This window comes from Halogranum amylolyticum (genome assembly GCF_900110465.1).
Classification (GTDB): Archaea; Halobacteriota; Halobacteria; order Halobacteriales; family Haloferacaceae; genus Halogranum; species Halogranum amylolyticum.
The window spans coordinates 517,171-535,953 of the sequence record NZ_FODV01000001.1 but is presented as its reverse complement, the minus strand read 5'-3'; the positions used below and the strand labels follow the sequence as shown (position 1 = coordinate 535,953).

At 66.2% G+C, this 18,783-nt stretch carries 17 protein-coding genes and 2 pseudogenes; 11 read left to right on the top strand and 8 right to left on the bottom strand.

From position 1 onward, the window contains the following. Positions 1–54: 54 nt before the first annotated feature. Positions 55–507 carry a universal stress protein gene (locus tag BSG17_RS02690; RefSeq protein ID WP_089820909.1) on the bottom strand — a complete coding sequence of 151 codons (453 nt, stop codon included), beginning with the start codon at positions 505–507 and terminating at the stop codon, positions 55–57. Positions 508–601: 94 nt separating this feature from the next. Between BSG17_RS02690 and BSG17_RS26720 the strand changes: the two genes are divergently transcribed. Together BSG17_RS26720 and corA are read left to right on the top strand one after the other, a co-directional pair. After that, positions 602–772, top strand: a complete 171-nt coding sequence (locus BSG17_RS26720) for a hypothetical protein (RefSeq protein WP_170864692.1) — start codon at positions 602–604, stop codon at positions 770–772. Continuing rightward, entirely contained in the window at positions 769–1,755 is a 987-nt protein-coding gene (gene corA, locus BSG17_RS02685; protein ID WP_170864691.1) for a magnesium/cobalt transporter CorA, read from the top strand. The genes BSG17_RS26720 and corA overlap by 4 nt, the downstream gene beginning before the upstream one ends. A gap of 71 nt (positions 1,756–1,826) precedes the next feature. Here corA and BSG17_RS02680 read toward each other — a convergent pair whose 3' ends face one another. Next, a complete protein-coding gene (locus tag BSG17_RS02680; protein ID WP_089820908.1) occupies positions 1,827–3,284 on the bottom strand; it encodes an FAD-dependent oxidoreductase in 1,458 nt (485 codons plus the stop codon). A gap of 135 nt (positions 3,285–3,419) precedes the next feature. Then, entirely contained in the window at positions 3,420–4,262 is an 843-nt protein-coding gene (locus tag BSG17_RS02675) for an ion transporter (protein ID WP_089820907.1), read from the bottom strand. A gap of 418 nt (positions 4,263–4,680) precedes the next feature. On the opposite strand from BSG17_RS02675, the gene BSG17_RS02670 reads away from it, so the two are divergent. Next, on the top strand, positions 4,681–6,423 hold the full coding sequence (locus BSG17_RS02670) for a BCCT family transporter (protein ID WP_089820906.1): 1,743 nt from the start codon (positions 4,681–4,683) through the stop codon (positions 6,421–6,423). Positions 6,424–6,449: 26 nt separating this feature from the next. Here the strand turns inward: BSG17_RS02670 and BSG17_RS02665 are convergent, their stop codons facing one another. Further along, positions 6,450–7,718: a cation:proton antiporter gene (locus tag BSG17_RS02665; protein ID WP_089820905.1), complete on the bottom strand. Its 1,269-nt coding sequence runs from the start codon at positions 7,716–7,718 to the stop codon at positions 6,450–6,452. A gap of 413 nt (positions 7,719–8,131) precedes the next feature. Here BSG17_RS02665 and BSG17_RS02660 point away from each other — a divergent pair, with 413 nt between their 5' ends. Next, a complete protein-coding gene (locus BSG17_RS02660) occupies positions 8,132–8,776 on the top strand; it encodes an SDR family oxidoreductase (RefSeq protein WP_089820904.1) in 645 nt (214 codons plus the stop codon). Between the two features lie 18 nt (positions 8,777–8,794). Here the strand turns inward: BSG17_RS02660 and BSG17_RS28560 are convergent. Beyond that, positions 8,795–9,108: pseudogene (locus BSG17_RS28560) on the bottom strand (M20 family metallopeptidase); the annotation flags it as partial. Between the two features lie 156 nt (positions 9,109–9,264). Here BSG17_RS28560 and mbhE point away from each other — a divergent pair. The 7 genes from mbhE to mnhG all read left to right on the top strand — a co-directional run bounded on the left by mbhE (position 9,265) and on the right by mnhG (position 15,482). Then, a complete protein-coding gene (gene mbhE, locus BSG17_RS02650; protein ID WP_089820903.1) occupies positions 9,265–11,658 on the top strand; it encodes a hydrogen gas-evolving membrane-bound hydrogenase subunit E in 2,394 nt (797 codons plus the stop codon). Then, entirely contained in the window at positions 11,655–12,119 is a 465-nt protein-coding gene (locus BSG17_RS02645; protein ID WP_089820902.1) for an MnhB domain-containing protein, read from the top strand. The genes mbhE and BSG17_RS02645 overlap by 4 nt, the downstream gene beginning before the upstream one ends. Positions 12,120–12,171: 52 nt before the next feature. Further along, the gene (locus tag BSG17_RS02640; RefSeq protein WP_089820901.1) at positions 12,172–12,516 is read left to right on the top strand and encodes a sodium:proton antiporter; all 345 of its coding nucleotides are present in this window, start codon (positions 12,172–12,174) and stop codon (positions 12,514–12,516) included. Then, entirely contained in the window at positions 12,513–14,120 is a 1,608-nt protein-coding gene (locus BSG17_RS02635; RefSeq protein ID WP_089820900.1) for a complex I subunit 5 family protein, read from the top strand. Before BSG17_RS02640 ends, BSG17_RS02635 begins: the two co-directional genes overlap by 4 nt. Next, complete coding sequence (locus BSG17_RS02630; protein WP_089820899.1) at positions 14,117–14,782, top strand: Na+/H+ antiporter subunit E; 666 nt, start codon at positions 14,117–14,119, stop codon at positions 14,780–14,782. Before BSG17_RS02635 ends, BSG17_RS02630 begins: the two co-directional genes overlap by 4 nt. Beyond that, a complete protein-coding gene (locus tag BSG17_RS02625; protein ID WP_089820898.1) occupies positions 14,772–15,065 on the top strand; it encodes an MrpF/PhaF family protein in 294 nt (97 codons plus the stop codon). Before BSG17_RS02630 ends, BSG17_RS02625 begins: the two co-directional genes overlap by 11 nt. 75 nt (positions 15,066–15,140) lie before the next feature. Further along, a complete protein-coding gene (mnhG, locus tag BSG17_RS02620) occupies positions 15,141–15,482 on the top strand; it encodes a monovalent cation/H(+) antiporter subunit G (protein ID WP_089820897.1) in 342 nt (113 codons plus the stop codon). A 142-nt stretch (positions 15,483–15,624) separates the two neighbouring features. Here the strand turns inward: mnhG and BSG17_RS02615 are convergent. The 3 genes and pseudogenes from BSG17_RS02615 to BSG17_RS02605 form a co-directional block, all read right to left on the bottom strand. Next, a pseudogene (locus BSG17_RS02615) lies at positions 15,625–15,875 on the bottom strand (hypothetical protein). A 261-nt stretch (positions 15,876–16,136) separates the two neighbouring features. Beyond that, positions 16,137–17,345 (bottom strand): M20 family metallopeptidase, encoded by a 1,209-nt coding sequence (locus BSG17_RS02610; protein ID WP_089820896.1) that lies wholly within the window; start codon positions 17,343–17,345, stop codon positions 16,137–16,139. Continuing rightward, entirely contained in the window at positions 17,338–18,762 is a 1,425-nt protein-coding gene (locus BSG17_RS02605) for an APC family permease (RefSeq protein ID WP_089820895.1), read from the bottom strand. Before BSG17_RS02605 ends, BSG17_RS02610 begins: the two co-directional genes overlap by 8 nt. Positions 18,763–18,783: the final 21 nt, after the last annotated feature.

Below are 18,783 nucleotides of genomic sequence, written 5' to 3'. Positions count from 1 at the left end.
GCTGTTTCTGATAACTCACGGAGCGCAGCTCGAGTAGAAGTCTGAATACTTCTGCTACTCGTTGTTCGGATGGCGGACGATGAAGACGTCGTACCCAGGATCCTCCGACAGCGGGTTGCCGACGCTGGTCAGCGGCGCGGAGACGCGACCGGCGTTCTCACTGCCGAGGAAGAGGACGCTCGCGTCCACCTCGGCGGCGACCTGTCGGATCTTCCGGACGACGTCCATCGTCGTCGTCGCCACCGGGTCGTCGTTCTCGACGAGTTCGCTCCGGTGGGTCGCCTCGGGTGCGATGTCGTGGATCTCCTGTCGGAGTTTGCGGCTGATGACGCCCTCGTCGAACGTGTCCGAGGGGTCGAGCCAGCCGCGTTCGCGTGCGATGTCGGGGTCGTCGGGGATCACCGTGAGCGCGAGCAGTTCCTCGCCGGTGTACTCGGCGTACTGTTTCGCGCGAGTGAGCGCCGCGCGCGAGAGCACCGAACCGTCGAACGGGACGAGCAGGACCATGTCACCAATTCACCACGACGGGGCAAGAAACTAGCCCCCGTCCGGAGCCTCGATCGCCCACATATTCATCTAAGCGCGACCGGATGCTACGACCATGGAGTGGCGCACACTCGCGGGAGTCGGGCTGTCCACCGCCGGCTTCCTCGGCTACGTCGCCGGCATCTACGTTTCGTACCCCGGACGGTCGTTCTCGATCACGGCCGTCATGGTCGGTATCACGCTCATCGCGATCGGTCACCAGACGAGAGCGAGCGGCGAACCATGAGCCTCCACGCGATGGTGTACACCAGCGACGGCGTCGAACGGTACGACGACGTCGACGCCGCGCTCGGTGCGCCCGGCGAGACGTGGGTCCACGCCGACGACGCCGAACCGGCCGAGATGCGGACGCTCAGAGACCGCTTCGGCATCCACCAGTTGGCCGTCGAGGACGTCCGAAACGAGCAGACGCGACCGAAGACGGAGGAGTACCAGACGCACACGTTCGTCCTGTTGAAGACGGCGCACCTCAGCCAGCGCGACGACATCGCCTTCCACAAGGAGGTCCGGACGAACCCGGTCGGGTTCTTCGTCGGCGAGGAGTGGCTGGTGACGATGTCGACCGTCGACGTCGACGTCGTTAGTCCCGCCGCGTCGCGGTGGACGAACGATGGTCGTCGGTTCGCCAACCGCGGGACGGACTTTCTCGCCTACCGAATCATGGACACCGTCGTCGACGAGTACTTCGACGTCCTCGACGAGATCGAAGACGACATCGAGGCCATCGAAGAACGCGTCCTCGAGGAACCGGACCCGGAGCTGCTCGAAGAGCTCAACGCCGTCCGCCGCGACCTGCTCGCGTTCCGCAAGGTGGCGTGGCCTGCCCGCGAGGCCATCGCGTACCTCTCGCGGGGCGACATCCCACAGGTCGCAGAGCGAAACGAGAAGTACTTCCGCGACGTCTACGACCACCTCGTTCAGGTAGTCGACCTCATCGAGACGTACCGCGACCTCACCGGCGGCTCTCGCGACATCTACCTGAACACGGTCTCACAGTCGACCAACGAGGTGATGAAGACACTCACGGTCGTCGCGACCATCTTCATCCCGCTCACGTTCGTCGTCGGCGTCTACGGGATGAACTTCGCGGACACGCCCTACGCGATGCCGGAGCTCTACTGGACGTTCGGCTATCCGGCGACGATGCTCGGGATGGGGATGCTCGCCGGGCTGCTACTCGTCCACTTCCGGCGACAGGAGTGGATCTGAGCCGTCTCTCTCACGTCCTCACACGCACGTCCTGTGTGTCCGGCAGGCATCAGAGTCGATCCCCGACCTCGTCAGTCGTCTGCGGCCGGGACGTCGTCGACCGTATCGGAGGAGTCGTCGCTCTCCGCCGTCTCCTCGTCGGCATCGGCCTCGGCGGAGTCCGCGTCACCGGCGGACACGTCGTCGGTGTCCTCCCCACGGGGGAACTGTTCGATGGTGTCCGCACGGAACGCCGACTCGTCGAACTCGTACTCGTCGTCGAAGAACTCCATCAGCATCCGCGTGTCCTTCATCGCGTTCTTGAGACAGGTCGAGGCGCCCGGCGACGGCGTGATGTTGAAGATGATGTCGTCGCCGACGATCTTCGCCTCGCCCATGTCGAGTGACTTCTCCTTCGTGTCGACGATCTGTGGACGGACCCCGCCGTACCCCTTCGCGCGCTCGATGTCGTCGAGCTCGACGCTCGGGACGACCTTCTGGACGTGCGGGAGGAACGCTCGCGGGCCGACCTCGGGGAGGTCGTACACGAGGTTCTTGAGGACGTACGGCAGCAGGATCCGGTCGGAGAGGATGTGGGCGTAGCTGAGGAACGCCGCCGCGTTCAGGCCGAACACGTCGAGGAAGTCGCCGACCGTGGAGATGCGACCCCGCTCGAGTGTGGGTACGAGCTTCGCGGTCGGACCGAACCGGGTGATACTGGGGTCGTGGACGTCCGCGTCGCCGTGGACGGCGGCGAACGGGAGCTTCTTCATCTGCAGCGTGTACACCTTTCCGTTCAGGAGGTCGTCGGCGAGGAAGAAGCTCCCGGCGACGGGGAGCAGCACCTTGTCCTCGCCGTATCCGAGCTCCTTCGCGATCTGGAGGCTGTGCGAGCCGGCGGCGACGACGGCGACGTCACAGTCGAACCGCCCCTCGCTCGTAGCCATGGTGTAACCGTCGAGCGTCGGCGTGATGTCGGACACTTCGGTGCCGGTGTAGACGTCGACGCCCGTCTCGTCCGCTGCGCGTTCGACGAGTGACTTCGTCACGCCGCCGTAGTCGACGACGTAGCCGTCGGGCGTCTGGAGCGCACGCATCTCAGTCTCGGGGTCGCGCCCCTCGACGACCTTCGGTTCGATCTCGGCGATCTCCTCGCGGCCGATCGATCGGAGCTTCGGGAAGAGGTCGCCGAACCCCTCGTCGTGGTAGCGGCGTTCGAGCGCGTCGACCTCCTCGTCGCCGACGCCGAGCACCATCTTGCTGCGCCGGTCGTGCAGGTCGCGGTCGGCGTCGTAGTTCTCCAGGTAGCCGGCGAGTATCTCCGCGCCCTCCTTCACCTCTTCGGCCTTCTCGAGCGTGTAGTTGGTCTCGATGTCGCCGAAGTGGAGCGTCTGGGAGTTGTTCGTGCTGTGGGAGTTGATCGCCGCGATCTCGGATTCCTTCTCGATCAGTGCGATGGAGTCGATGTCGGTGAACTTCGCGGTCGCGTACAGGAGCGACGCACCGCTGATACCGCCACCGACGATAACGAGGTCGTACTTACCAGACATAGTTGATCTCTTCGAGCCGCTATCTCGACTACCTCGCTCCTCACGGATAACTGGTCTTCTTCGGCGCGTTTCGTTCGACAATCGACGAATCGACGGTCGACAGTCGAGTGTCGACCGACGTCTCTCAACGCCGTGCTACCGTCTCGAGTCGAACTCCTGGTAGATGACGTGACCGCAGGACTTGCAGTGTGAGGCGTCCGGATCGTGATAGGCGAGTCCGCAGCTCGGACACGTGACGTTCACCCTATCTCGGTTCGTCCACTCTCGGACGATCTTTCCCGCCTGCCACGGGACGAGAATGATCGCAGCGATGATGCCCGCTACCGTTATCCAGCGGCCGGCACTGGTCGTGGGAGTGATGTCGCCGAAGCCGACGGTCGTCAGCGTCACGACAATGTAGTAGAAGGCGTCACCGAAGGTCTCGACGCCCGGGTTCACATCCACCTCGGCGCTGTAGAACAGACCGGCAGTGACGAAGAACAGCGACAACACGGTCAACAGGAGTTTGACGACGCGGAGCGTCTCGTCGGAGACGACGCCGAAGAAGAACTCTTCGTCCCGCGTGAACCGGTAGAACCGAAGCACTCGGACGACGCGAACGGCCCGAAGGAAGCCGATGTCGAGTCCCACGACTGCGGCCGGTGAGAACACCAACGACAGCGTCGGGAGGATCGACAATAGGTCGGCGACGGTGTACGGGTCGGTGAACTCGTCGACTCTATCTCGGGCACCGTAGAGCCGGAGCAGGTACTCGACGGTGAAGACGAACACGACGGTCTCCTCGACCCACCACAGCAACGACTCCGTCGTCGGTGAGAAGGAGTACGTCTGGAGGACGAAGACGGCGATGAACACCAGGTTCAGCGTCAGCAGTCCGACGTCGATGAGTCTTCCCAGGGAGGTTCTGTGGTCCAGCAGATAGAACTGCACCTGCTCGCGAAACTCCCGTGGTGCCTCCGACGACTCACTGCCGTCCATACACCGTCTCGACGAACGAGTGACGGATAACCTCTCGGACATCGGGCACGCAGAGAGCGATCACGGGACGCGGCAGACGACTCGGGACCGGACGGCGACTGTCTCCGCAGAAGAAGGGTGGCCACAACTCTTACCCGACCGCCAGCGAAACGACTACTCGTTACGTCCTTATACAGAGACACCACACCGACGGTGCGGATGCAGAGCACCGAGACGGCGAAGAGTCTAGTCGAACGGTCGACATATCTGTCTCCGGGCGACTGCGCTCGACTCCGGCCCTCGGTCGCGCCGGTGGCTCCGTCTCGTCTCGCTTCGCGTCCAGCAGTTGTCCCCTCCGACGGTGTGAACCACAAACCAACACATCATTCAAGACATATGTGTGCACTACTCTGCGACACCCCCGGCCACGAGGGAGCGAATGACTGACGGCGACCGGATCCTCGGCAAACTGCAGGTGGAGGTGTTCCACCCCGACACCGACAGAGAGCCGGGCGACGACAACGTCCAGCGGTTCGGACTCGACGTCCATCCGGTGGTGTTTCCGGTCTCGCTGGCGATAATCGTCCTCTTCATCGCACTCACGCTCGGACTGGGAGACCAGGCCGCGACGATCTATCAGGGGATCTTCGACTTCATCAACGAGACGTTCGGCTGGTTCTACGTGCTGGCGGTCAACGTCATCATCCTCGCGCTCGGCTTCTTCGCGTTGAGCAAGTACGGGATGATTCGGATCGGCGGTCCCGAGGCCGAAAAGGAGTTCGACGACTTCGAGTGGATGGCGATGCTGTTCAGCGCCGGGATGGGGATCGGCCTCCTGTTCTTCGGCGTCGCAGAGCCGATGGAGCACTTCGCCTCCGGCGGCGGGTCGTTCTTCGACTTCGGCGAGAGCACCGCCGCCGCCGGCGGTGCCGCCCTCGGCATCACCTACTTCCACTGGGGGCTCCACCCGTGGGCCATCTACGGGCTCGTCGGACTCGGGTTGGCGTTCTTCTCGTTCAACCGCGGTCTCCCGCTGACGTTCCGGTCGATCTTCTGGCCGCTGCTCGGTAAGCGGATCTACGGCTGGCCGGGACATCTCATCGACCTCACGGCGGTGTTCGCGACCCTGTTCGGGTTGGCGACGGCGCTCGGACTGGGCGTCAAGCAGATGAATACCGGTCTCGCCTTCGTCGCCGCCAACTTCTTCGGGTCGAACGTCCCGACTACCATCTGGGTCCAGATATCGCTCATCGCACTCATCACAGCAGTCGCGACGCTGTCGGTCGCGGCCGGTCTCGAAGGTGGCGTCAAACGGCTGAGCAAGGTCAACGTCTATCTGATGTTCGCGCTGCTCGGCTTCATGATCCTCGCCGGACCGACGCAGTTCGTCCTCGACGCGCTCGTCGGGGGACTCGGGGTCTACCTCGGGAACTTCCTCGAGCTGAGCTTCTACACCGAGTCGTTCGCCGCCGGCGATCCGACCTGGCAACACACCTGGACCATCTTCTACTGGGGGTTCTGGATCGCGTGGTCGCCGTTCGTCGGCCTGTTCATCGCCCGTATCTCGAAGGGACGGACGATCCGCGAGTTCATCGGCGGCGTGTTGGTGATTCCCTCGCTGGTCTCGTTTCTCTGGGTGTCGGCGTTCGGCGGGTCGGCGCTGTTCGTCGAACTCCACCGACAAGCGGGGGGGATCGTCGATCCGCTCAGCGAACAGGGGCAGGCGGTCGCGCTGTTCGAGCTGCTGTCGTTCTACCCGCTGACGCTCCTCAGCGCCGTCGTCGCGACGCTGCTCTTGGGAACGTTCTTCGTCACGTCGTCGGACTCAGGGTCGCTCGTCATCGACCATCTGACCGCCGGTGGTAAACACGACGTCCCGAAGAGCCAGCGAGTGATGTGGGCGATCACCGAGGGTGCCGTCGCCGCCGTCTTGCTGCTCGGAAACGGGTTGAACGCGCTCCGAACCGCCTCCATCACGACGGGGTTACCGTTCGCGGCGGTGCTGTTGCTGATGGTGTACACGATCTATCTCGGATTAGATCACGAACTGGAGATACTCGAATCCGAGGCGTTCAGCGACAGGGTCGAGGAGATCTCCGAAGACGACGACGTCGAAGTGAGCAGAGAGTCCGGCGAGATCGTGACCGACATTCAGACACCCGAGGAGTCGGCCGGCGACTGAGGGGGTCGGTTCAAACGTCGCCGACGCTACGCGTCACCCTGTCGGGACAGTCGTTCGAGAACCGGTGTGGCGACGATACCGTGGACGACGACCGACACGAGGACGACGAACCCGACGAGCGCCCAGATGGTCTCCGACTGCCCGAACGTCTCCTCGTTGAGCGCGTAGGCGAGATAGTAGAACGACCCGATGCCCCGGATGCCGAAGAACGCGATCGTCGCCCGTTCGTCCCACTGAATCGGCGAACCGAGGAGACCGATCGTTCCCGCGAGCGGTCGGAGGACGAACACCAGCGCCAGTCCGACGGCCACCAGTTCCCAGGTTAGCGGTGCCAACAGCCCGGTCACGAGCGCACCACCGAACAGCGTGAGCACGACCGCCATCGCGAGTCGCTCCGTCACCTCCGAGAAGTCGTGGAGCGCCTGGTTGTAGTCGTGCGTACGTTCGTAGTGTCTGATGACGAGCGCAGCTACGAAGACGGCGATGAACCCGTACCCCTGGACCAGCTCCGTCACGCCGTAGATCAGGAGAGTACCGCCGAGCGCTTCGGTCCCCTCCACCGCCTCTGCGAGCCGCGTCACCGGTGAAAACCCGAAGAGCAACTTCGCCAGTAGGTAGCCGAGAAAGAGACCCATCACGACGCCGACGGCGATCTTGTATCCGACGTACATCCCGCCCCACTTGCTGACCCAGTCCGTCCCGGCGAACCCCGATCCGGCGACGAGAATCGCGGCGTACGTGAACGGGAACGCCAGCCCGTCGTTCAGTCCCGCCTCGGAGGTGAGTCCGAACCGGACCTCGTGCTCGTGCTCCCGTTCGTCGTACTCCTCGTCTGCGGCCTCTTTTCCCTCGCCCGGCGGGCCGACCTGCACGTCGGAAGCCAACACGGGGTCGGTCGGTGCGATAACCGCCCCGAGGAGGAGCGCCGTCGCAGGGACGAATCCGACCGCCCACCAGCCGAGAACCGCCGCTACGCCGATCGTGAGCGGCATCGTCACCACCAACAGTCGCCAGGTCGTCGACCACGTCCGTACCGAGAACGGCCGGTCGATCTTCAGCCCGGCACCCATCAGCGAGGCGATGACGACGAACTCCGCGAGTTTCTCGGTGATGTCACCGTACGCCAACGGGTCCGGGTCGGGGAGACCGAGCGGCAGCGAGAAGACGATCGCCCCGATGGCGACGAAGAACAACGGTGGGGAGAGAACTCGCTCTGCCAATAGTTCCGGCAGAACTGCGGCCGCGATGACGACGACTCCCAGTACAGCGAGGCCGACGACGTAGGGTTCGACCATCGACTGTGGCTGACACGCCAACGACCCTTAGGTAACTTGGCCGGAAAAATCGTCATTCGACAACACGTACCGTGTCTATGACTGATCCGTCCTGAGAGAGATCTGCCGGGACCGGAGTGGTCGGCCTCGCCACTCATAGGGCTCGTCACCACCGGGTGCCGAGTCCGGTTCGGAGCGGTGCCCTCGTCCTCGGCCGTGCGGCGATATCGGACTCACCGGCAAGAGCGTTCTGAGAGGCCGCCGGTGAGTGAAGAATCAGATACGACTATGGCATCGCCTCCGGCGTGAACCCGCCGAGCGGGTCCCCCTCCGGGGATGCCGTTCAACAGGAATCCGGCGGCGGTCCACGAGCGATCTCGCACTTCCGGGGGCGACAGCGTCTTGGCCGCGCCGACCGAACGTGGTCGAACACGATGCGCGTACTTCTAGCCGGTGCTCACGGGCAGGTCGGACAGCACGCGTCGGAACTCCTCGGCGAGAGCGACCACGACGGCGTCGGGATGGTCCGTGCGGAGGACCAACTCTCGGACATCGAGGAACTCGGCATCGAGGCGGTCCACGCGGACCTCACCGAACCCGAGGACGTCTCCCGCGCCGTCGAGAGCTGTGACGCCGTCATCTTCGCCGCGGGGTCGGGCGGCGACGACGTGTGGGGGGTCGACCGCGACGGCGCGGTGAACCTGATGGAGGCATGCGAGTCCGCCGGCGTCGACCGGTTCGTCATGCTCAGCGCGATGAACGCCGACGCGCCCGAGGACTCCCCGGAGGCGCTCAGAGAGTACCTGCGGGCGAAGGCCGAGGCGGACGAACGCCTCCGCGAGAGCGACCTGACGTCCACCGTCGTCCGCCCGGGCGCCCTGACCAACGAGGAGGGGACCGGTCGGATCCGGACGGGCGAGAGCATCGACCGGCGGGACGGTGACGTGCCCCGCGTCGACGTGGCGCAGACGCTCCTCGCCGCCCTCGAAGAGGAGGCCACCTACGGCGTCACCTTCGAGATGCTCTCGGGCGACGTCGACATCGAGGAGGCGCTCTCGGACCCGCTGAACGAGGGTTGACGCTCTCCTTCGTCCCCCTCACCCGCAGAACCGGACCGCGGCCTCGGTCACGATATCGGCCACCTCGACCACCTCGTCGGTGTAGACAAACTCGCCCGCCCCGTGGATGTTCTCGCCGTCGAGGCCGAGGATGACCGTCGGCAGGTCCGCGCGGTCGCCGAGGTAGTTGAAGTCGCCGACGCTGGAGAAGTAGCCGTACGCGGGGTCGACGCCGATAGCGCGGTCACCAGCGGGTCGTCCTCGTCGGTGACGTACGGCCCGTAGACGATGTCCGGGTCGGGCGCCTCTCTAAATCCGATATCGACCTCGCTCTCCAGTCCGAGTTCGTCGACCAGTGAGCGCCGATGACCGCGGGACGGTAGCTTGTAACAGGCTATCACGGTCCGACGACGGTCAACAGGTACTTTGCAACCGGATTCGATAGTCCCGCAAAGGCCGACACTCAATCGTGCCGGAACTCGAGTCTCGGCCGATATCGACGAACATCGATGGCACCAAATCTCACAGTCGTTACGGCTATCGTCACGCTTCCCTTCATCGCCGCGGTCCTCTCACCGCTTCTGCATCGCGTTCTCGGTGAACGGATCGGCTACGCGGGGGCCCTCGTCGCGGCGGCGAGCTTCGGGCTTCTGGTGACGCAGGCCGACAGCTACGGCACCGTCAGGGCGTCGTGGATCCCCGCCCTCGACGTGGGCGTCCAGTTCACCGTCGACGGCTGGGGGCTGCTGTTCGCGCTCCTGGCCAGCGGCATCGGCGTTCTCGTGTTCGTCTACTCGGCGCGGTACATGCGCGGCGAGGACGGCCTGGCGCGCTACTACGCGGCCCTGCTGGCGTTCATGGGTTCGATACTCGGCGTCGCGCTCGCCTCCGATCTCCTGTTGATATTCCTGTTTTGGGAGCTGACCAGCGTCTGTTCGTTCCTGCTCATCGGCCACCACACCGACGACGCCGAGTCGCGTTACTCGGCGCGGATGGCCATGCTCGTGACCGTCGGCGGCGGCCTGTGTCTGCTCGCCGGCCTACTCGCGCTCTCGGTGGCGGCGCGGGGCGCCCTCGGCGGCGTGACCTTCGACCTGACCGCGATGCTCGCGAACGGGGAGGCGATGCGCACCGCCCTGCGCGAGTTGGGGCTGTTCGTGCCGGCGCTCGTCCTCGTCGTCATCGCCGCGGCCGCCAAATCCGCGCAGGTGCCGCTGCACTTCTGGCTCCCGAACGCCATGGTCGCTCCGACGCCCGTCTCCGCCTTCCTCCACTCCGCGACGATGGTCAAGGTGGGCGTCTACTTCGTCGGCCGCCTGCGCCCCCTGCTGATGAGTCCCGAGTGGGTGCTGCTCGTCGCGACGCTCGGACTTCTGACGATGACGGTCGGGGCGCTATTGGCGGTGACCTCGACCGACATCAAGGAGCTTCTCGCCTACTCGACGGCGAGCCACCTCGGGCTGATGGTCGCGGGCTTCGGTTTCGACATCGTCTACGGCGGCGAGGCGGGCGCGTTCCATCTCCTCAACCACGCGCTGTTCAAGGCGCCGCTGTTCCTCGTCGCGGGAATCGTCGCCCACGAGGCCGGCAGCCGCGACCTCGACGACCTTGGGGGGCTCTGGCGGGACCTCCCCGTAACGGCCGTCGTGGCCGGGGTCGCCGCGCTGAGCATGGCCGGTATCCCCCCGTTCAACGGGTTCTACTCGAAGGAGTTGCTGTTCGAGGCGGCGTACGAAGTGGCTCACAAGGCTGGGGGTCTCGCCTGGCTGTACCCCGCCGTTGCGACGGTCGCGAGCGTGTTCACCGTCGTCTACTCGCTGAAGTTCCTCGCGATGTTCTTCGGCGAGCGCCGAGCGCCGAAGGCGGAGGTTCACCGTCCCCCCGTCGCGCTGGTGGCGCCGCCCGCCGTGTTGGCCGCCGCGGCGGCCGTCGTCAGCGTCGCGCCGCAACTGGCGGTCGACGTTATCGTCCAGGGGGCCATCGACGCCACCGCGGTCGGCGAGGCGAATCTCGAAATCGGACTACCGACCCACCTCACGCCCCCGGTCGCGATGTCCGCCGTCGCCGTCCTGGGCGGGGCCGCAGCGTACCCGTTCGCAGGGCGTCTCGGGGCGGCCATCGGACGCGGCGTCGACGCTCCGGTCCCCGTGCGGCCCCGCGGCTGGTACGACTGGGCCGTCTCGACGGCGGAGGCGACCAGCGCTCGGTTCGGTCCGCTCGTCCACAACGGGGTCCTACGGACGTACCTGACGTGGGTGGCGGCGACCGGGAGTCTGCTCGCGCTGGCCGGCTTCGCCACGACCAGTGGGACTCTCGGAATCGACGGCCTGGGCGTGCCGACGGCGGTCGCCGTCGTGTTGACGACGGCCCTCCTCGCCGCCGTGGCGGTTCCCGTCGCCTCCTCCCACCTCGCCGGCATTCTCACGCTGTCCATCCTCGGATTCATGCTCGCCATCTTCTTCATCCTCGCGAGCGCGCCGGACCTGGCGCTCACGCAACTGGTCGTCGAGACGCTCGTGCTCCTGATCTTCCTGCTCGTCCTCCAGCGACTGCCGTCCTTCTACTCGGACGTTCGACGGTTCGTACTCGCCCGCGACGCGGGCGTGTCGGTTCTGGTGGGCGCGATGGCGTTCACGTCCGTCCTCCTGACCGCGCCCGGTCCCGGCGCCGACCCGACGAGCATCGCCACCTACTACACGGAGCAGGCGGTCCCGGGCGGCGGCGGTGCGAACATCGTCAATGTCATCCTCGTGGACTTCCGGGCGTTCGACACGCTGGGCGAACTGCTGGTCGTCGCGACGGCCGCCATCGCCATCCTCGTGCTCGTGATGATGCGAGCGCGCGGGGAGTCCGTGGCCGACCGCGACGCCGACCCGATCTTCGAGGGGGACGATTCGTCGTGACGACGACGATCATGCAGACGACGGTCCGCGTAACCGTCCCCATCGTCCTCGTCCTCTCGATCTGGCTGTTCCTCCAGGGCCACAACCTCCCCGGCGGGGGGTTCATCGGCGGCGTCCTCACCACGACGGCGTTCGTGCTCATCTACGTCGCCTACGACCTCGACTACCTGGAGTCGGAAGTGCTCGACAGGGAGGTCGACCCCGGAGCCAGCGTGTACGGCCACCGCATGGTCACCGCCTACCGCCGCGCGTTGATCACGGGTCTGGTGGTCGTCCTCGGGAGCGGCGTCGCCGGAATCGTCGTCGGCGACCCGTTCCTGACGCAGACGTACGTCCACCTCGGCGGCGTCCCGATCTATCACGACATCGAACTCGCCAGCGCGCTCGTGTTCGACCTGGGCGTATACCTCGTCGTCGTCGGCAGCATCCTGACGGTCGTCTCGGTGGTGAGCGCCGAATGAGTCGGACCAGAGGGGCGCCGTCCGTCCGCGTCCGACCCGGAGGTGACGACCGATGAGCGTCGTCCTGGCCGTCGTGGTCGGCGGGTTGTTCGCCGTCGGGACGTTCCTGCTGTTGCGGCGGGACCTGATACGGGTCGTCCTGGGAATCGCCGCCATCTCTCAGGCCACGTTCGTCTACCTGATCGCGATGGGCGGCGTCGAGGAGGGGACCAGCGACCTCGTGCCGGTTCTCGGACACCACGGCGGCGAGGTCCCCGAGGTCGCGGACCCGGTGGTGCAGGCGCTCGTCTTGACCGCCATCGTCATCAGCTTCGGGACGACCGCGCTGGCGCTCGTCCTGTCGTACCGCGCCTACGAGGAGAACGAGACCATGGACGTCACGGAGTGGATGGGATGAGCTGGCACGTCATCGCGCCGCTGTTGGCCGCGCTCGTAACCACCGTGCTCACGCTCGTGCTCCGCGAGTGGCCCCCGATTCAGGTCGCCGCGAGCGTCACCGGCGCCGTTGGGTACGTCGCGGCGGTCGTCGGCTCCGTCTGGACAGTCGTTCTCGGCCCGGCGGCTCCCGGGGTAGCGGTCTACCAGATTGGCAACTGGCCCGCGCCGTTCGGGATCACGCTCGTCCTCGACGGGCTCTCGGCATTCATGCTGACTATCGCCGCGAGCCTCGGGCTCGCGTCGATGCTATTCTCAATTCGGTACATGACCGCCGAGAACCAGCGCGTCTACTACCACCCCCTGTTCCACCTGCTCTTGGTGGGCGTGAGCGGCGCGTTCCTCACCGGCGACCTGTTCAACCTGTTCGTCTGGTTCGAAGTGATGCTGATCGTCAGCTACGTGTTCGTGGCCTTCTACGGCACCGAGCTTGCCACCGCGGCGTCGTTCCGCTATCTGGTGATGAACGTCTTCGGGAGCGCGCTCATGCTCGTGGCCGTCGGCGGCCTGTACGCCACGACGGGAACGCTCAACATGGCCGACATGGCCCGGCGGCTGGCCGACCCCGCCGCGTACGGCGTCGACCCCGCGCCGGTCGTTGGTCTGTCGGCCCTGCTGCTCGCGGTGTTCGCGCTGAAGGCGGGACTCGTCCCCTTCCAGTTCTGGGTGCCCGCCGCGTACACCACCGCCCCGCCGCCCATCACGGCGATGTTCGCCGGGGTCACGAAGAAGGTGGGCATGTACGCGGTGGTCCGGCTGTACTTCACCGTCTTCGCCGCCGGCTCAGTCTCCGCCGACGTGCCCGGTATCGCCGGCGCGTCGCCGCTCACCTTCCTCGCTCCGGTGCTGGGAGCGATGGCGATAGCGAGCATCGTCGTCGGCGCGTTCGGCGCCGTCGGCCAGGACCGACTGGAGGGCGTGTTCGCGTACTCGAGCGTCGGCCAGGTCGGCTTCATCGCCCTCCCCATCGCCGTCGCCGCGGCCGCCGGCTCCGCGGGGACGTTCCGCCGGGTCGCCATCGCGGCCGCGCTGGTGTACGCGTTCCACCACGCACTCACGAAGGGGCTCCTCTTCCTCTCGGCGGCCGTCGTCAAGGACGCGGTCGGGACGGACGACCTGCGAAACCTCGGCGGCCTCGCCGGTCGCTCGCCGATACTCGCGGGGGCCGTTCTCGTCGGCCTGCTCTCGCTGATCGGCATCCCGCCGCTGATCGGGTTCTTCGGGAAGTTCCTCACGTTCGACGCGGCGATCCGGGGGATCGGCTTCGGTCCCGGCACGCTGTCGGCGCTCGCGCTGGCCGCGTCGCTCCTCGGCGCCGTGCTCACCATCCTGTACACGACGCGGGTGTGGGTCGGCGGATTCTGGGGGCCCAGGACGCCGGCCGTCGAGGTCGCCGCCACCGACTCGGGGCAGGTCACGGTCGTCGTCGCGCTCGCGGCGGTCGTCGTCCTCGTCGGCGTGGGGTTCGACCCGATGTATCGGTTCGCCGAGACGGCGGCGAACGCAGCCGTCGATAGCGAGGCCTACGTCGACGCCGTGGGTCTCGGCGGGGGTGGCGGCAAGTGACCCGCAGTTGGCCGGTCATCGGCACCCTCTTCGGCGTCCTGTGGGTGTTCGTCCAGGGGCCGCCGATCGCCCCCGCCCCCCTCCTCGGAGCGCTGCTGGTCGGCCTCGCCGTCGGACTTCCCCTGGCCTACGTCTTCCGCCGCCTGTACGCGGACACCGTCGACCTCCGCCGGTCGGCTCGCGGAGTCCCGTACGCGGTGCTGTATCTACTGACGTTCATCAGGGAGGCGATCGTCGCCAGTCTCGACGTCACGTACCGCGTGCTCGCCCCCTCCAAACCGACCGAACCGGAAGTGATTCTCATCCCCCTACGGGTCCAGACCGAACTCGGCGTGACCACGATCGCGAACAGCATCACGATGACGCCCGGCTCGCTCACGCTCGACTACGATTCGACGGAGAACGCGCTATACGTCCACGTCATCGACGGGCGGTCTCCCGAAGAGATCGTCGCCCCGATCCGCGACTGGGAGGACTACGCGCTCTCCATCTTCGACGAGGAGCTATCGGCGGGCGACCCCAGCCCGGATTTCGCCGTCTACCCGCCCGACCAGACGCATCCCGTGCTCGAACAGGCTGTCTCCGAGGCTGACGAAGGGGTCGAGGCGGAGCCCGAGCCGTCGACCGCGGGGAACGCGGGGGGTGAGGGCGATGACCGCTGAGGGAGCGATAGTGCCGGTCGTCGACGCCGCGATCGTTCTCGTGTCGCTTCTGAATCTGTTCTGCGGCTACCGCGCGGTCCGGGGGCCGACGATCCCTGACCGCGTGGTCGCGCTGGACGCGATCGCGACGAACATCGTCGCCATCGCCGTTCTGTTCGCCATCAAGACCGGACGGGGCCTCTTCGTGACCGTCAGTCTCGTCCTCGCGATCATCGCGTTCCTCTCGACGGTCGCGGTCGCGAAGTTCGTCACCGAAGGCGACATCATTGTCACACAGGAGTGATCACGACATGACTCACCGACACCGACCCGGCGGAATCGTCCCGACGAACCAACAGGTCGCCGGAGGTGACCGCTGATGGTCGCACTGGAGACGGTACGGATCTGGGCCGTCGTCGCTCTGGTCGTCGTCGGGTCGTTCTTCCTCACGGTCGGGACGATCGGCCTGCTGAGGCTCCCGAACGTGTACAACCGGATGCACGCGACGAGCAAGCCGGCGACCATCGGCACGGTCGCGATCTTTCTGGCCGGGTTCGCGTACTTCGGTCCCGGGGGCGCCGGCCTCTCGTCGCTGGTCGGTATCGTCTTCCTGTTCCTGACGGTGCCGACCGGCGCGCACATGATCTCTCGAGCGGCGGAACGGACCGGCGTCTCGTTTTTGGGGTCGGTGACGTGGCCCGGCAAGACCGACGACGAGTAGGCCGTTCCGATTGCGTTCGCACTCGGCTCTGACTGCTACGCTCGCGACGCGCCCTCGTCCGAAGAGACCCAACCCAAACGCGTCCCTGTCTGGCGTTACCGCGAGTGAATGAGCGGTCCAGCGTCCGAGACAGCCGCAAGCGTCACGCGTTCAGGCCCCAGTCGACGTCTTCCTCGACGACATCACGCTCTCGCTCCGCTCGCTCGACTTTCGTCCGACTGACGCGCTTGATGGCGTCCTCGCGGTCGAGTTCGCCGTCGAGGAACCGAGCGAGACGAGGTCCTCCCAGAGGTCCTCGAGACCGCGTTCGAGAGCCTGCTCAAACACCTCGGACTCGGGGAGGTCGCGAACCTCGGCAATTTCTCGAACCCGGTTGGAGATTCCGGCGGCCATGGCGTATGATTGCTCGGCAACGTGCTCAAATCCGTGTCTGCCTGTCCGGCGAGAACTGACCGGGGGCTACGTCAGTTGCGGTTACAACTAAATACCCTCAGAGACGCTGTCTGCTACCACAGAAAGTCGGCCTCGGCACTCATAGGGCTCGTCACCACCGGGTGCCGAGTCCGGTTCGGAGCGGTGCCGTCGTCATCGGCCACACGTCTCTCGGTCGGGAACCGAGAAAAGTTCCTCGGACCCGCGGTAACCCGAACGCCGTCAGTCGAGCAGTCTGACCGCCGCGTCGGCGACGATGTTCGCCACCTCGACCACCTCGTCGGTGTAGACGAACTCGCCCGCCCCGTGGATGTTCTCGCCGTCGGGGCCGAGGATGACCGTCGGCAACCCCGCGCGGTCGCCGAGGTAGTTGAAGTCACCGACGCTGGAGAAGTAGCCGTAGTCGGGGTCGACACCGGCGACCGCACGGGTCGCATCCGCCAGCGACGTCACGAGCGGGTGGTCTTCGTCGGTGACGTACGGTCCGTAGCGGATGTCGTCGGCCGGTGCCTCCCGGAATCCGATCTCGACGGCGCTCTCCAAGCCGAGACCGTCGACGACGTCCGCCGCTTGCTCTCGGACGTCCTCCCGTGACTCGCCGACGACGACGTGGCGGTCGACCATCAGATGGGCGCGTTCGGGGACCGACAGTGTTTGGCTGCCGCCCTCGACGAACAGCGGGCAGACGGAGCCGCTGCCGAGTTTCGGATGGTCGCCCGTCTCCATCGCGTCGAGTGCCTCGGCCAGTCGTCCGGCCTCGACGACGGCGTTGACGCCCGTCTCCGGTTGCGAGCCGTGTGCAGCCCGGCCGTGTACCTCGATGTCGTAGAGGAACCGACCGCGCGCACCGAGGAGGAGCGCCGGGTTGTCGACGTCCTCCTGTGCGAGAATCGGACCGGGTTCGGTCACGATAGCCATATCGCAGTCGTCGACGAGGCCGTCGCGAATCAACCGGTCGGTACCGAGGCCGTACGGCCCCTCCTCGTCGACGACGACAGTGAGGAGGACGTCGCCCGCGAGGTCGCGGTCGGCGAGGGCGTCGAAGGCGGTCATGATGGACGCGACGCCGCCCTTCATGTCGCAGGCGCCTTGCCCGTAGAGTTTCCCGTCCTCGATGCGGCCCGAGCAGGGGTCTTCCTCCCAGTCCTCGACGAGTTGGACCGTGTCGACGTGACCGTTGAGGAGGAGCGTCGGCGCGTCGGGGTCCGACCCCTCGAGGCGAGCGACGACGTTGTCGCCCTCGTACTCGGTGATGTCGGGTTCCGAGACGTGATGGTACTCGGGGTCGTGGCCCCGCTCGTCGAGCCACTCGTAGACGTATTCGACGACCTCGTGTTCCTCGAAGTACGGACTCGGAATCCGGACGAGTTCCTGCAGGAGGTCGATGGTCTCGTCGGCGTCGACCGTCGGTGCGGAGGCGGTGTCAGTCATCGCTGGCACCTCCTCGGACGGCCGAGTCGTCTCCGCGGATCACCGGGTCGTACTCGTCGGACGGGACACCGGGGAGCGTCGCGAGGATCGCCTCGACGTCGTGACCTCGTTGTTTCCCGAGATACCAGTAGAGGCCGAAGACGCCGAGACCGACGCCGACCCACGGGACGTAGATGCCGAGCGACCCCTTGTACGCCTCGGTCAGGAGCGCACCCGAGCCGAGCGCACCGACGAGAGCAGTGAGCCACAGCACCGCCCCACCGTCGAATCCGGCTTGCTCTGCGAGGTTCGACCCCGTGACGAGGACGTAGAGAACCGTGATCGAGACAGCACAGTAGGCGATGAGGTAGCTGAACGTCGCGATCGCGATAGCCTGGTCGAGCCCCGAACTCCAGAAGGTGAGTCCCGACGCGACGAGATAGAGCGTGACGAGCGACCAGTGCGGCGTGCCGAACCGCTGGCTGACCGCCGAGAACTGCTTCGGGAACACCTCGTCCCACGCCCACGAGTAGGGCATCTTGATGCCCGCGGCCATCACCGCGTGGACGCTCGACGCCGTCGCGAGCAACCCGCCGACGGCGACGATGGCAGTACCGCTCTCGCCGAGGAACACCTCCGCCGCCGTCGCCAGCGGCCGTGCGGAGTTCGCCAGCACGGTGTAGTCGCCGACGACACCGTAGATGACGGCGGCGGTCCAGACGTAGAGCACGATGAGGATGGCCGTCCCACCCGCCATCGCCAGCGGGAGGTTCCGCGAGGGGTTCTTCACTTCGGCACCCATCTGCCCGGCGACGGCAATACCGATGTACGCGTAGAACAGCGGCACTGCGGCGGCGAAGAAGCCGTCAGCCCCGCCGGTGAAGAACGGCTGGTAGTTCGCGGTGTCGATACTCACCGTTCCGGGGATGACGAGCACGAGAATCGAGAGGATGAGGAAGGCGAAGATGGCGTTCTGCGAGACGCTGTACCCTTTCGAGCCGACGAGGTTCACGAGGAAGAGCACGGTCAGGAGCCCGAAGCCGGCGAGTGCGGCGTCGACCGAGGGGTAGAACACCTGCAGATAGCTCCCGAACCCCAGCGCCAGGACGGCGTCGGCGGCCATGTAACCCAGCCACTTCGACCACGTGACCAGAAAGCCCGGGAGACGGTTGTCGAACGTCCGGGAGACGTAAGCGTACGACCCTGCGGCGGCGGGGAAGATAGTCGCCATCCAGCCGTAGTTGAGCGCGATGCTCATCGCGAGTACTCCCGAGAGGACGACGACGAAGATGACGCTCGGGCCGGTCGTGCTACTGGCCGTCCCGAGCGTGACGAACAGCCCAGCGCCGAGCGTCCCCGCGACGACGGTGCTGACCGCCCCGAACAGTCCGATGTCTCGCGAGAGACTCCGACTGTCGTTGACCTGTTGTGATGACATGCTTTACCATATCACTACTCC